Origin of the sequence: Actinomyces sp. oral taxon 170 str. F0386, from assembly GCF_000195595.1 — a bacterium.
Classification (GTDB): Bacteria; Actinomycetota; Actinomycetes; order Actinomycetales; family Actinomycetaceae; genus Actinomyces.
Map to the genome: position 1 here is coordinate 124,521 of NZ_GL882573.1, position 13,407 is coordinate 137,927.

A 13,407-nucleotide genomic window follows, 5' to 3' on the forward strand; every position below is an offset into this window, starting at 1 on the left:
CCCGGGGCTCAGCTGGACTTCTTCTTGGCGCTCTTGTCCGCCGGGACGCAGTCGCTGGGGGCGGTGATCGGCTTGTCGGAGCCGAGCAGCTTGATCTCGTCGGCGTTCAGCGCGTTCTGCAGGTACTCCTTGCCCAGGACCACCGAGACCGTGGCGTCGTCGTCGGACAGGCTCTCATCGATCTTCACCGTGGAGTTGGGGAAGACCTGAGCCAGGGAGTAGGCGTTGGTCAGACTGCCCTTGGAGGACAGGATCTGGACCTCGCCGTTGTAGATGCCCCCCGGCCAGTCGCTCGCAGAGGCGACGGTCAGGCCTGCCTCCTCCAGCTCCTGCTGGACGGTGGTGGCCAGGCCCACTGACTCCGAGCCGTTGTAGACGTTGATCGTGAGCGTGGTGACGTCGACGGTCTTGGCGCCGTCGGGCGGGCAGGGCGGGGGCGCGTAGGTGGAGGTGCTCTTGGGCTGCGAGAAGCCCGGGTTGTAGGCGGGCAGAATGCCCAGCGACACCAGGAGGCTCACGGCGACGGCGATGACCATGAAGGCCAGGATGGAGCCGATGACAGTGGCCTGGCGGTGCTGCATGTGCCGCCGGTACTCGGTGCGCGGATCTGCGGGACTACTCACGCGATCCAGGGTAATGGACGACGGCGCTCGCCGGGCGGTGGTGGGCTCGATGTGACATGGGACCGAGCTGAGGCCCTGGCTCCTGAGGAGGTGCGTCTGTGGGTGTCAGGAGCTCGGTGGCGCCGGAGCGAGTCGCGGTATCCCGTCCTCAGTGACCTCCAGGATGCGGGCGTGGATCGCGGTGCGCCCCTGCAGAGCGGCGCGCAGGGCCCGGTGCAGCCCGGTCTCCAGGTAGAGATCCCCCTTGAAGGAGACGACGTGGGCGAACAGGTCCCCGTAGAAGGTGGAGTCGTCATCCAGGAGGCTGCGCAGGTCGAGAGTCGCGCGGGTGGTGGTGAGATCGGCCAGGCGGATCTGCCGAGGCGCGATGACGGCCCACTCGCGCTGAGTGGTGACCCCGTGGTCGGGGTAGGGGGGCCTCTCTCGCACTGCCTTGAAGATCACGTGAGCATCCTAGTGAATGAACTGGCCCAAGGCGCACGGGAGCGCCGTGGGCGGTCCAACATCGCCGTCGCCCGGGGTGCCGGCGGAGAGTCCCGTCCCTTCGGAGAAGCTGGGTGCCGAGCCGGTTGCCGATCCGTTATCTGTCTCACTAGTTGGAATGTGGCCCGCAGAACGATTGGCTCGTCATCTTGTTGTGATTGGCGTTATCGCTACGAAATCTAATGGTTCGCTGGGAACGTGGGACATCTGACGCCCGGAATCGGCGCGATGCCTGATTTCCAGACTGTTCCCATGCTCTTCAAGGCTCTAGTACCGTGTTGGCTGCACCGACGTCGACCGAAAGGATGCCGCAGTCATGACCGCCACGGTCCGCCGAAGCGGCTTCACCATCCCCCTGTCCCTCGTTGTCCTCACCTCGACCGCCATGCTCCTGGCCGGTTGTCAGTCAGGTGGTGCCTCCAACGCCAACCAGCAGGGCACCGCGGGCTCGTCGTCCGCGAAGGCGCAGTCGACGGCCAGCGCCAAGCCCACATCCGGGCAGAAGTCCGGCAACGCCTCCCCCCGTATCCCGAGCCCCACGGGGAAGGGCTCCGGCGAGTCGGCCGCGCCGCAGTCCTCCTCCGGTTCAGGCGCCCGTCCCTCGAGCCCGCGTGCCAGTGAGCCCCGGCCCGCCGCCAGCGGGAATGGTGCCAGCAAGGCCGCCACCCCCGGCAAGACCGACTCCCCGAACCAGCACAACGGTGGGGCCTCCAAGTCTCCGGAGGCGAGTACGAGTAGCAGCGCGAGCCAGTCCAGTGGGCCCCAGGCCGAGGCTGGTCAGCAGGCGCGGACTGCGGCGCCCGAGGCTCAGGCTGTGCCCGCGCCGGCCCCGGCAGCCCCTGCGCCCACGGACAACGCTGACGGCTCCGGTGGCAGTGCCGACAAGACCATGTCCGCGCCGGCACCCACCGAGCCCGCAGCGCCCGCCGAGCCACAGGCCGGTCAGGCCACCTCCTTCGTCGCGGACAACCTCGTCACGGAGAAGACGGCCATGATCGTCTCGCCGTCGGGCAACATCGGCTGCGACCTGTCCGCCCACTTCGCGGGTTGCGGCGTGCTGTCCTACCGTTCCGACGGCACCTTCGGTCAGGATGCGATGGGCTCGCCCAACTGGTGGTTCGATCTCAGTAGCGGTGCAACGCCTCAGCTCGGCGGCCGCGGTGAGGGTGCCTTCTCCCTCGATGAGGCCTTCCGCGGCCCCGGATCCTCCTCGCCCCAGGTGGTCGAGTACGGCCAGTCCGTCACCTTCGGCTCCTGGGTGTGCAGCTCCGAGGAGACCGGCATGACCTGCCGCAACACCGAGACCGGCCACGGCGTCTTCCTCAGCTCCGCGCGCTACGAGACGTTCTGAGCCGAACCTGACTGTATTCCGATCGCGTGCATGTTCGCCCCGGTTCCCAACCGGGGCGAACATGCTTCCATGTCCAGAAAGAAGACCCCTGTGTCCGAGTCTCTTGAAGCTCCTGGCGCGTCGAGCGGTACTGGCCACTACGGCTACATGCCCCCGGCGCCGGGCTTCGACGGGGCCTACGGCTACCAGCAGCCACCCGTTTCCATGGTCCCCGCGCAGCCTCCGGTGCCGCGGATCGAGGTGGGCGATGCCTTGAAGTGGGCCTGGGCCAAGACCTTCGCCAATCCCCTCATCATCGCCTGGTTCCCGCTGAGCCTTCTGGCAGTGGCGCTGGTGGTGTCCGGACTCGTCAGCGTGGTCGGTGAGGACAATGGCGCGCTCATTGCCGCGATCGGGATTCCGATGGCGCTGCTCTGGGGGCTGGTGGTGGTGCTGGGTCTCTATACCGCCGCGCTTCGGATCGCCCGCGGGGAGAAGGTGACGTTCCGCTCCCTCGTCGTGCCTCCTCATGGCTTCGACGCGGCTGCCGCGCTCGTGCTCGTCGGTCTTGCGGGCTTCATCGCCTCCCTCTTCCCCCTCGGGGGCCTGGTGGTCGGCTACTTCTGCTGGGTGGCGGTGGTCGTGGTCATGAACGAGGGATGCTCCTGCTTCAAGGCGATTGGTCGCTCATACCGTCTCATGAGGCAAGGCGGTAACGCGCCGCTGCTGGCGCTCACCATCATCCCCGTCTACTTCGGCGGGCTGCTGACCGTCATAGGGCTGCTCGTGGCCATCCCGATGATCTTCCTCATGACGGTCTATGTCTACATGCGCATGTCCGGTGGTGACGTAGCGCGTTGACTGTGGTGGCCGGGCTGACTGGGGTGATCACACTGACGGTAGCCGCTGCGCCTCGGTCCGGGTGGCTCACCTGGGGCGCAGCGGGCCGGTGAGGTAGTGCTGGATCGTCGGCCCGACGACCTCCACCAGATGGTCGACGCCGGCGCTTGCGACGGGTTCCAGGCGCAGCACGTAGCGGATCATGGCCAGTCCCACCAGCTGGGACCCGGCCAGGGTGGCCCTCTCTCGTGCCGATATCCCCGACAGACCCGACTGCTTGAGGGCCTCGGCCATGGGTGTGGCGATCTGCTCGGTCGCGTAGCTCTGGATCGCCTCCGGGGAGCTGACGTCCGTGGCCATCCACCGCAGCAAGGTGCGGAAGGTCGCCCCGCCGGCGGCATCGTCCCAGGCGGTCAGTGACAGCCTCACCAGGCGGGGGCCGGCTGAGCGCAGGTCCCCGCTCACGGCGGCCGCGATCTCCTCGCTCGCCCGTACCCTCAGGTTGACGGCCGCCCCGAACAGATCGCCCTTGGAACCGAAGTAGTACGACACGAGTGCCGGGTCCACCCCGGCCGTGCGGGCCACTGCCCGGATCGTCGTGCTCTCGTAGCCCTGGGCCAGGAACGACTCGCGCGCGGCGGTCAGGATCGCCTCCCGCGTGGAGGGTGTCTGGGTGCTGCCGGTCGTCGGTCGACGGCGGGGTCCTCGGCGTCGTGTGTGACCAGGGCGGGGGTGATCGAGCCTCACCTCCTCGGGCGAGGCGCTCGGCTGCGGAGCGCTGAGGGCGTCATTGGTCACTCCAGGAGATTACGAGTGTCGCTGCTGCCCGTGGTGACCAGCCCTGCAGAAACCGGAGAAGTTCCGGGAGAACACAGCACTTGCTCGGGGTCAGCGAACCTGAGAGGGTGTGACGGTCGCCCTATTTTTAGGGAAGTCTATCGGTGCGATATTCAACGTTGTTCAGATTCTCGGAGTGGGCGTCACATAACCGCAGGGGCTTCTGGCCGTCATTGCGCCAAGAAGTCGAGGCGGCGGAGGGTGGGTCGCACGGTCATTTCAACACCGTTGAGACTGATGGTTCGCCTCGATACGGTGGGGTCCAGCCCACATCGTCGTCGGCTCACAGGGGGTCGGCGTAGGCGCGCGCCGAGGTGAAGCATGTCCGTTCCCGATCCTGTCTCCATCTCGCGGAGGTCTGCCTCCTCCGCGACCACGGGGCCGGCTGCGCAGCCGGTAGACCCGGGCTGTGGCGGTCGTGCCCCGGCAGGCGGCACCACGGTCCTGCGGATGGGGCTGGACGTCGGCTCGACCACCATCAAGCTGGTCCTTCTCCCCGAGCGTCTGCCCGAGGCGCCTGCGGGTGCCCGGCCCGACCCGATGTCGGGGAGTCCGGTGTCGCCGGTGTTTGCTGAGTACCGGCGCCACAACGCGGACGTGCGCGGTGAGCTGACCCGGCTGCTGGGCGAGGTCGCTCGGGCCTATCCGGGCGCCGTCGTGCGCGGGGCGGTCACCGGCAGTGCCGGGCTGTCCCTGGCCACGCTCATGGGTCTGCCCTTCGTCCAGGAGGTCATTGCCGAGACCGAGACGGTGCGCGTATGCGATCCGCAGGCCGACGTCGTCATCGAGCTCGGTGGTGAGGACGCCAAGATCACCTACCTCCATCCCACCCCCGAGCAGCGCATGAACGGCACCTGTGCGGGCGGTACCGGTGCCTTCATCGACCAGATGGCCCAGCTCCTTCACACCGATGCCGCCGGTCTGGACGACCTGGCCTCGCGCTACGCGACGCTCTACCCCATCGCCTCGCGCTGCGGTGTCTTCGCCAAGTCCGACATCCAGCCGCTCATCAACCAGGGAGCCGCGGGGGAGGACCTGGCCGCCTCCGTCCTTCAGGCCGTCGTCACCCAGACCATTGCGGGCCTGGCCTGCGGGCGCCCCATCCGCGGCCACGTCATGTTCCTGGGTGGGCCGTTGCACTTCCTGCCCCAGCTGCGCGCCGCCTTCGAGCGGACCCTGGCGGACCAGGTCGACTCCTTCACATGCCCCGACAACGCCCAGCTCTACGTCGCCATCGGCGCCGCCCTGCTCTCCTCGGGCGAGCCGACGCCGATCTCGGAGCTGTCCACCCGCCTGGCCACTCGCAAGGCCCTGTCCCTGGGGACCTCCCGGATGCGCCCGCTGTTCAAGGACACCGCTGAGTTGGAGGCCTTCCGCGAGCGTCACGCCCGCGCGCACATCGAGCGGGCCCACTGGCCGGTTCCCGACGAGCCTGCTGAGAAAGAGCCGGGCGGCCAGGATGACGAGCTCGACGATGAGGCCCCCGGTGCGTCGTCGGCGTCGGGCGGAGAGTTCCGGGACGGTGACTGCTTCCTGGGGATCGACGCCGGCTCGACGACGATCAAGGCCGTCGTCCTGGACGGGCGCGGGCGCATCGTGTGGGAGCACTACGCCGGCAACGAGGGCGATCCGGTGACGGCCGCCGTGGAGATCCTGCGCCGCATCCATCGAGAGATGCCCGGTGGCGTGCGGATCGTGCGCTCCTGCGTCACCGGCTACGGGGAGTCCCTGGTCAAGGCGGCGCTGCGCATCGACGAGGGCGTCGTCGAGACGATGGCGCACTACCGGGCGGCGGCCTACCTCAACCCCGGGGTCACCTCGGTCATCGACATCGGCGGCCAGGACATGAAGTACCTGCGCATCAAGGGCGACGCCATCGACTCCATCAGCGTCAATGAGGCCTGCTCGGCCGGCTGCGGCTCCTTCCTGCAGACCTTCGCCCGGTCGATGGGGCTGGAGATCGGTGAGTTCGCCGAGGCCGCCCTGCACGCCGAGCGGCCGGTGGACCTGGGCAGCCGCTGCACCGTGTTCATGAACTCCTCGGTCAAGCAGGCCCAGCGTGAGTCGGCCACCGTGGGGGAGATCAGTGCGGGCCTGTCCTACTCGGTGGTGCGCAACGCCCTGTACAAGGTCATCAAGCTCAAGGACGCCGACCAGCTCGGCGAGCGGGTCTCGGTCCAGGGCGGCACCTTCCTCAATGACGCGGTGCTGCGGGCCTTCGAGCTGCTCACCGGCCGGGAGGTGGTGCGTCCCGACGTCGCCGGCCTCATGGGCTGCTTCGGCGCGGCCCTGAGCGCCCGGGCCACCTACGACGGCGTGCCCTCCGGTCTCATGAGCCTGGGTGAGCTCTCCCGCTTCAGCCTGACCACGGAGACCGCCACCTGCAAGCTGTGCCAGAACCACTGCCAGCTGACCATCACCACCTTCAACGACGGACAGCGCCACATCTCCGGCAACCGTTGCGAGCGGGGCGCCACCCAGGAGCGGCGCGCCACCAAGTCCGACCTGCCCAACCTCTACGACTACAAGTACAAGCGGGCCTTCTCCTACCGGCGCCTGCTCAAGGGTGCGGCCACGCGCGGCGACATCGGCATCCCCAGGGTGCTGGGCATGTACGAGAACTACCCCCTGTGGTTCACGGTGCTCACCTCACTGGGCTTCCGCGTCATGATCTCGGGGCGCTCCAGCCACGAGCTCTTCGAGTCCGGCATGGACACGATCCCCTCGGAGAACGTCTGCTACCCCGCCAAGCTCGCCCACGGGCACATCGAGGCCCTCATCGCCAAGGGCATCAGGACGATCTGGTTCCCCTGCGTCTTCTACGAGCGCGAGCTGGTCAAGGGCACCGCCGACCACTTCAACTGCCCGATCGTGGCCACCTACCCCGAGGTCATCCGCAACAACGTCGACGCCGTGCGCGACGGGCAGCAGGAAGGGCCCGACGGTGCTGAAGAGGTCTCCGGAGGCTCGGGCGTGCGCATGCTCTCCCCCTTCCTCAACCTGGCCGACCCCGCGACGCTCGCCGAGCGGCTCGTCGAGGTCTTCGCCGACTGGGACGTCACCCTGCCCGAGGCCCGCCGGGCCGTGGCCGCCGGCTTCGCCGAGGACGCCGCCTTCAAGGCCGACGTGCGCGCCGAGGGCCGCCGCGCCCTGAGGTGGATGGAGGACAACGACCGCAAGGGAATCGTCCTGGCCGGACGGCCCTACCACATCGACCCCGAGATCAACCACGGCGTCCCCGACGTCATCAACACCCTGGGACTGGCCGTCCTGTCCGAGGACTCCCTCCTGCCCGAGCCCGACACCGCAGCCACCGAGGCGCCGGAACCGGGCGTCTCCGAGGCCGGCACCGGGCCGGTCGTCGGCGGATCCGACGTCGCGACCACCACGACCGCAGGGCGGGCCGGGAAGCCCGGGACCTCCGAGGAGACCGGGGATGCCGGTAAGGCCGGCAGGCCCGGGGAGGCCGAGCCGGGAGGGCGTCCCGCCAGGCCGGCCAGGCCCAAGAAGCCCAGGAAGACCGACTGGGCCGCCATCGCCCGCCAGGCCGGCTCGTCACCCGGTACGGACCAGGCCCCCGACCCCGGCGACGGCGCCGAGCACGCCGTCGCCACCGGGGCGCTCAGCCGGGCCGTGGCCGCGCTGCGCCGCCGGGTGGACGAATTCCGTCCCGACCCGCAGGCGCCCGCCGACTGGTCCGACGTCACCGGCGTCGGCCTGCCCACGCCCAAGCCCGTGGCCACCCAGGGCGTCACCGGGCGCCTGCGGGTGCGCGACCAGTGGGCCTACCACTCACGCCTCTACCAGGCCGCCGAGCTCGTCACCACCCGCGACGACCTCGAGCTCGTCCAGCTCAACTCCTTCGGCTGCGGCGTCGACGCCCTGACCACCGACCAGGTCCAGGAGATCCTGGAGTCCGCCGGAGGGGTCTACACGAGCCTCAAGATCGACGAGGTCTCCAACCTCGGCGCCGCCACCATCCGCCTGCGCTCCCTGGCCGCCGCCTCCCAGGCCCGCGCCGCGGAGAAGACGGCTCACGCCGAGGAGGCCGTCAGGGAGGCTGGCGACGAGGCCGACGGCACTGTCGACGACACCGTCGAGATCGACACGACCGCTCCCGCCGAAAGATCTACTGCGATGACTGGCCGGGCTGCTGAGGAGACGGCCGACCGGAGCGAGGCGAGCGGCGCCGTCGGAGGGCGGGAGCTGCCGGGGGCCACCGGCCCGGTCTTCACCGAGGCCATGCGCGCCACCCACACCATTCTCATGCCCCAGATGAGCCCCGTGCACTTCCGGCCCCTCGAGCCGCTCATGCAGCGCCTTGGCTACAAGGTCGAGCTGCTGGAGTCCGCCACCCGTGACGACCTCGAGGTGGGCCTGCGCTACGTCAACAACGACGCCTGCTTCCCCGCCATCATGGTCATCGGCCAGCTCATCGGCGCCTTCACCGACGGCAGCCACGACCCGGACTCCTGCGTCGTGGCCATCTCCCAGACCGGCGGCATCTGCCGGGCCACCAACTACGCCGCCATGCTGCGCAAGGGCCTGCGCGAGGCCGGTTACCCGCAGGTGCCGGTCGTGGCGATCTCCCTGCAGGGCATCGAGTCCAACCCGGGCTTCGAGCTGACTGCCACTATGGGACTCAAGATGCTCCAGGGCATCATCATCGGCGACACCCTCAACACCTGCCTGCTGCGGGTGCGCCCCTACGAGGTGGTCGAAGGCTCCACCCAGGAGCTCGTCGATCGCTGGAACCGCATCATCGCCGAGTACTTCGAGCACAAGGGCCGCTGCCCCACCTGGGGCGGGCGCATCGGCTACCGCCGCCTCCTGCGCGAGATGGTCCGCGAGTTCAACGACCTTCCCCGGCGCGATGAGCCCCGGCGCCCGCGCGTCGGCGTCGTCGGCGAGATCCTGGTGAAGTTCCAGCCCGACGCCAACAACCACGTCATCGACGTCATTGAGGCCGAGGGCTGCGAGGCGGCCGTCCCCGGGCTCCTGCCCTTCTTCCTGTCCGGGCTGGTGACCGCCCAGTGGGAGGCGGACGCCTACGGCATCGGCAAGGAGGGTGTGGCCAAGAAGAAGGCGGCCGTGTGGTTCATCGAGCAGCTCCAGGCCCCGGCCCGCGCCGCCCTGCGCGCCGCCGGCGGCACCTTCGATATCGAGCCCTCCACGGTCGAGCTGGCCCGCAAGGCCTCGACGGTGCTCTCCCTGGGCAACCAGGCCGGGGAGGGCTGGCTGCTCACCGGCGAGATGATCGAGCTCATCGAGCACGGCGTGCCCAACATCGTGTGCTGCCAGCCCTTCGCCTGCCTGCCCAACCACGTGGTGGGCAAGGGCATGTTCCGCGAGGTCCGACGCCGCTACCCCCAGGCCAATATCGTGGCCATCGACTACGACCCCGGCGCCAGCGAGGTCAACCAGCTCAACCGCATCAAGCTCATGATCTCCACCGCCCTCATGGCGCAGGAGAGCACTGGGGCCGATGCCTCAGTGGTCGGAGGCGAGCAGCAGACCCACGTGACCGGTCGCGCTGTAGGTGAGGAGCTGCTGGCGGGACTCGGGCCGGCGGGCGACGGGACACCGTCGTCCCCGGATGTTGCCGGGGCGGAACGCCGCCGTCAACGGAGCTGGGCCCGCAGCCGCTGAGGGAACCGGTGGGGCTACTTCTTGGAGTCCTTGGCCGAGCCCTTGACCTGTGACTTGTCCCCCTGGGCGACGACGCAGCTGATCTTGCGGTCGCCCGTGGCCCAGGTGTCGTCGCTGGGGGAGAGGTACTCGATCTGGTAGCTGGAGCTGCCGGCGTCGACCCCGACGTACTTGGTGAAGTCCTCGCCCTGGCAGAAGCCCTGTCCCAGGGACTTGATCGAGTCCGCGCTGGGGAGCTTGTCGACGTCCTTGGGGAAGGTGGTCTGTGCGACGACCTCGTAGGTGTGGGCCTTGGCGCAGTCCACCACGGTGACCTCGCCGACGGGGTGGTCCCCACCGGCCTTGTCACTCACGGTGTTGTAGCACTTTCCGACCTCGAGGTCCTTGGTGGCGGTAGTGGTGCCCGAGGAGAACAGGCTGCAGGAGGACAGCCCCATGGTGAGGGCGGCGACTGGGAGAGCAAGGAGCGTGGTCAGGGTGCGCATGTACCGAACCGTAACAGTCGGAATGGCGGGATTGTGCCGGTTTTCCGAGGGGTTCTGGTCGCAGGTGGGGAGGCTGCTGAAAAAATCTGGGATAAGGACCGGGTGGCGACATGAGACGGAGAGACGGAGAGTCACCACCCGGCCGGAGTGGGTGCAGGTCGATGAGTGCCTGAAAAGTCAAGAGTTGAGCCGATATCGTCGCGCGGTGGACCCTCTTCTGGATGACTCCTCGAATCCTGCTTGATAGGGCTGCGCTAGGAGTCTTTGGCGGATTTGTTCAGTGGGTTGTCATCCGGAGCCTGCAGGAAGCAGGTAAGCGTGTGGTCACCTTGGTCCCAGCTGGACTGGTTGGGGTTCAGTGAGCCGGCCCTGTACCCGGCGGCCTGCTTGGTGGAACCGACATAGGTCTCAAGTACGGGCTGGCATGTGTCAACGATTGCTTGCGGGGCTGTCGCTTCGGAGAGGCTGGTGGCGGTGGACTCGGCCTCCCCGACGATCTCGAACTGGTGAGGTGCTGTGCAATCGACGACCGTGGCCTTCGCGGTGCTCTGTCCCCCGTCGGTGGACTCAGGGCCCATCTTGGACAAGCAGTCACCGGTCTTAAGATCGTGGATGCTCACGGTTCTGGCGTTGTCTGCTCCGCTGCTGGAACCGGCCGAGGCGCCATCGGAGTTGTTCCGAGTGGCCTTGTCCGTCGAGGATGCTGATGAGCCTGCGGTGCTCGACGGCGAGGAGCCCGTGGATGCGGTGGTCGCCGTCTCCTTGCCGCAGGCGCTGAGGCTGAGCGCGAGCAGGAGGGCGGAGGGAAGTGCGATAAGAGCAGAAGTCTTCAGGCGCATGAATCCATGCTGGCAAAGGTGTCCAGCCCTGTCGATGGGGAAAGATCCCCGATCGGTGATGTGGCATGGCTCGTGAATGATAGTCCCTGCCAATCATGATCTGAGATCCGCTCTCGTCCTCCGGCGCGCCTGCGGCGTCATCGAGGCTCACTTGGCCGCGGACTGGGGCCGGCTGAAAAATCCGGGATAAGGACCGGGTGGCGACATGAGACGGAGAGACGGAGAGTCGCCACCCGGCCGGAGTGGGTGGCAGGACGGCTGATACGAGGAGAAACAAAGGGTGAGCCGTTGTGCTCGGATGGCGGCCCGCCCGCCTCTTGAGATCCTGCGTCCTGTCCGACGAGGACAGACTAGGAGTTCTTGATGGAATTGTTCAATGGGGATTTATCCGCGTTCTGGGCCAGGCACACGAAGGTGCGGTCGCCCTGGTCCCAGGACTCCTGTGACGGGGTGACTCCGAGGATCTTGTAGCTGCTGGCCTTGGAGGGGGATCCGACGTAGCTGTTCATCAGCGGCTCGCAGATCTTGGAGATCTCAGCGGTGGTGTCGGCCTCGGCGAAGGTGGTGGCCGTGGAGTCGCCGGTTCCGAGCATCTCGTACTTGTGGGGCGTTGAGCAGTCAACGACGGTGGCCTCGGTGGCCACCTTCTGGCTGTCCTGGGTGTCGGTGGCGACGTCGGAGATGCAGTCGCCGGCCTGGAGGTCGTTGATGTCGACGGTCCTGGGGTCGGCGGTGGCACTGGGGGAGGCGCCGGCCTTCGAGGAGGCGCTGGACTTTGAGGACGGTGCGGCCGAGGCGTCGTCGGAGTCCTTGGAGTCCTGCGACTCCTTGTCCTTCGAGGAAGGCGATGAGTCGGAGCTGCTCGATGACGAGGAGTCTGTGGGAGTGGTGCTCACTGCGTCTTCATCGCAGGCGCTGAGGCTGAGTGCGAGGAGGAGTGCGGTCGGGAGTGCGATGAGTGCAGAGGATGTCTTGCGCATGGGCTAACCGTGGCAGAAGGTGCGCGAGGCGTCGATGGGGAGAGGTACCAATCGGCGGCCTGCCGGGGAAGAAGAGTCAAGAGGAGGCGGTAGGGGCGGAAACGAAAAGCCCCGGGGTCTCGTGGATCCCGGGGGTGGTGGCGGAGGATGGGGGATTCGAACCCCCGAGGGCTTGCACCCAACACGCTTTCCAAGCGTGCGCCATAGGCCACTAGGCGAATCCTCCAGGTGCTCCACACGGCGACAACCGCGTGCAACGAGAAAGGAATATATCGGACCGCCCATCGTCGGTGCCAGCCCGGGGCGGTGGGATCTGTCACGCGAGGCTGGTTTGGCGGCGCCGGCTTCCGCGCGGACGCACGCACTACCTCCCAGGGAAGTCCGCGAGCCCTACGGTGCGTCCTCGAGCTCGGGCGGGGGTGGGAGGGGCCTGTTGGGGCCGGTTCGCAACCGGGGGCCGGATCGGGTAGTCTCTCGCTCGGCCCCTCGTGCGGCGTCATCCAGTGAATCCCCCAGGACCGGAAGGTAGCAAGGGTAAGCAGGCTCTGGCGGGTGCGCGAGGGGTCCTCACATGCCCAGGCGATGGGGAGGAGGGGGCGATGGCCTCCGTCCGGTCCCGGCCGTCCTGTACTGCACGACCGTTAGACACTACTGGTCGGCATATAGCGGCACTCCACGATGGTGAGGGATTCGTGGAGTGCGGTTAACCCTCAGCCAGTGGGGGCTGGGGATCGTGGAGTAGGTCCGATGATCAGGCCTTGACGCCGTCGACCTCCTCCAGGCGGCCGGTGGCCAGGTCCAGGATGAAGCCGCGTACGGCGTCGGTGTGGGGGACGAATGGTGAGGACTTGATGCGGGTGACTGATCGGCGTATGTCATCGGCCAGGTCGGTGAAGGTCCCCGGCTCCCAGGTCGGCCGCGTGCCGGTCTCCTCCTCCAGGGTGCGGCAGAGCCCGTCATCGGTGAAGGAGAGCATGCCGCAGTCGGTGTGGTGGATGAGGATGATCTCCTCGGTGCCCATCAGCCGCTGACTGATCGTCAGGGAGCGGATCGTGTCCTCGGTGACGACACCGCCGGCATTGCGGATGACGTGGGCCTCGCCCGGTGCCAGCCTCAAGGTTGCGAAGACATCCACGCGCGAGTCCATGCACGCGACGACGGCTACCTTCTGCGCGCCCTTGGTCGCCAGCCCACCATGGGCGCGGACCTCGGCCGAGTGGTCGGAATTGCGGGTGAGAAGAGCCTCGGTGACAGACATGGTTCCTCCGTTTCCTTCGCCGACGACGGGTCAGTCCTCCCATCGTGCCAGATGGTGCTTGAGTCGCTCGCTGCCTCGCACGG

The 13,407-nt window shown here is 68.0% G+C and carries 10 protein-coding genes, 1 tRNA gene and 1 other RNA gene; 4 read left to right on the top strand and 8 right to left on the bottom strand.

Features of this window, described 5'->3' with window-relative positions; translation table 11 throughout:
* Positions 1–8: 8 nt before the first annotated feature.
* The gene (locus tag HMPREF9056_RS12080) at positions 9–581 is read right to left on the bottom strand and encodes a LytR C-terminal domain-containing protein (protein ID WP_009747015.1); all 573 of its coding nucleotides are present in this window, start codon (positions 579–581) and stop codon (positions 9–11) included.
* A 147-nt stretch (positions 582–728) separates the two neighbouring features.
* Complete coding sequence (locus tag HMPREF9056_RS12085) at positions 729–1,067, bottom strand: hypothetical protein (RefSeq protein WP_009747016.1); 339 nt, start codon at positions 1,065–1,067, stop codon at positions 729–731.
* A gap of 355 nt (positions 1,068–1,422) precedes the next feature.
* Between HMPREF9056_RS12085 and HMPREF9056_RS12090 the strand changes: the two genes are divergently transcribed.
* Together HMPREF9056_RS12090 and HMPREF9056_RS12095 are read left to right on the top strand one after the other, a co-directional pair.
* Entirely contained in the window at positions 1,423–2,457 is a 1,035-nt protein-coding gene (locus HMPREF9056_RS12090; RefSeq protein WP_034514538.1) for a hypothetical protein, read from the top strand.
* Between the two features lie 90 nt (positions 2,458–2,547).
* Complete coding sequence (locus HMPREF9056_RS12095; protein ID WP_253270040.1) at positions 2,548–3,297, top strand: hypothetical protein; 750 nt, start codon at positions 2,548–2,550, stop codon at positions 3,295–3,297.
* Positions 3,298–3,363: 66 nt separating this feature from the next.
* Here the strand turns inward: HMPREF9056_RS12095 and HMPREF9056_RS12100 are convergent, their stop codons facing one another.
* Positions 3,364–4,074 carry a TetR/AcrR family transcriptional regulator gene (locus tag HMPREF9056_RS12100; protein ID WP_009747021.1) on the bottom strand — a complete coding sequence of 237 codons (711 nt, stop codon included), beginning with the start codon at positions 4,072–4,074 and terminating at the stop codon, positions 3,364–3,366.
* A 489-nt stretch (positions 4,075–4,563) separates the two neighbouring features.
* Here HMPREF9056_RS12100 and HMPREF9056_RS14800 point away from each other — a divergent pair, with 489 nt between their 5' ends.
* The gene (locus HMPREF9056_RS14800; RefSeq protein WP_009747023.1) at positions 4,564–9,762 is read left to right on the top strand and encodes an acyl-CoA dehydratase activase-related protein; all 5,199 of its coding nucleotides are present in this window, start codon (positions 4,564–4,566) and stop codon (positions 9,760–9,762) included.
* A gap of 14 nt (positions 9,763–9,776) precedes the next feature.
* Here the strand turns inward: HMPREF9056_RS14800 and HMPREF9056_RS12110 are convergent, their stop codons facing one another.
* The 4 genes from HMPREF9056_RS12110 to HMPREF9056_RS12125 all read right to left on the bottom strand — a co-directional run bounded on the left by HMPREF9056_RS12110 (position 9,777) and on the right by HMPREF9056_RS12125 (position 12,292).
* Positions 9,777–10,247, bottom strand: coding sequence for a septum formation family protein (locus HMPREF9056_RS12110; RefSeq protein ID WP_009747024.1), 471 nt, complete (start codon positions 10,245–10,247; stop codon positions 9,777–9,779).
* A 254-nt stretch (positions 10,248–10,501) separates the two neighbouring features.
* Positions 10,502–11,086 carry a septum formation family protein gene (locus HMPREF9056_RS12115; RefSeq protein WP_034514539.1) on the bottom strand — a complete coding sequence of 195 codons (585 nt, stop codon included), beginning with the start codon at positions 11,084–11,086 and terminating at the stop codon, positions 10,502–10,504.
* Between the two features lie 350 nt (positions 11,087–11,436).
* The gene (locus HMPREF9056_RS12120) at positions 11,437–11,982 is read right to left on the bottom strand and encodes a septum formation family protein (RefSeq protein WP_253270041.1); all 546 of its coding nucleotides are present in this window, start codon (positions 11,980–11,982) and stop codon (positions 11,437–11,439) included.
* Positions 11,983–12,204: 222 nt separating this feature from the next.
* Positions 12,205–12,292 (bottom strand) — tRNA-Ser (locus HMPREF9056_RS12125).
* Between the two features lie 251 nt (positions 12,293–12,543).
* Here HMPREF9056_RS12125 and ffs point away from each other — a divergent pair.
* Positions 12,544–12,638: signal recognition particle sRNA small type (gene ffs / locus HMPREF9056_RS13870), an RNA gene on the top strand.
* Between the two features lie 179 nt (positions 12,639–12,817).
* On the opposite strand, the gene HMPREF9056_RS12130 is transcribed toward ffs, so the two are convergent.
* A complete protein-coding gene (locus HMPREF9056_RS12130) occupies positions 12,818–13,324 on the bottom strand; it encodes a carbonic anhydrase (RefSeq protein ID WP_009747031.1) in 507 nt (168 codons plus the stop codon).
* Positions 13,325–13,407 lie beyond the last annotated feature (83 nt).

What these genes read in the sequence shown, in the direction of transcription:
- HMPREF9056_RS12080 (WP_009747015.1), bottom strand. Translation starts at nt 581, where the DNA reads ATGCAGCACCGCCAGGCCACTGTCATCGGCTCCATCCTGGCCTTCATG.
- HMPREF9056_RS12090 (WP_034514538.1), top strand. Translation starts at nt 1,423, where the DNA reads ATGACCGCCACGGTCCGCCGAAGCGGCTTCACCATCCCCCTGTCCCTC.
- HMPREF9056_RS14800 (WP_009747023.1), top strand. Translation starts at nt 4,564, where the DNA reads ATGGGGCTGGACGTCGGCTCGACCACCATCAAGCTGGTCCTTCTCCCC.
- HMPREF9056_RS12110 (WP_009747024.1), bottom strand. Translation starts at nt 10,247, where the DNA reads ATGCGCACCCTGACCACGCTCCTTGCTCTCCCAGTCGCCGCCCTCACC.
- HMPREF9056_RS12115 (WP_034514539.1), bottom strand. Translation starts at nt 11,086, where the DNA reads ATGCGCCTGAAGACTTCTGCTCTTATCGCACTTCCCTCCGCCCTCCTG.
- HMPREF9056_RS12130 (WP_009747031.1), bottom strand. Translation starts at nt 13,324, where the DNA reads ATGTCTGTCACCGAGGCTCTTCTCACCCGCAATTCCGACCACTCGGCC.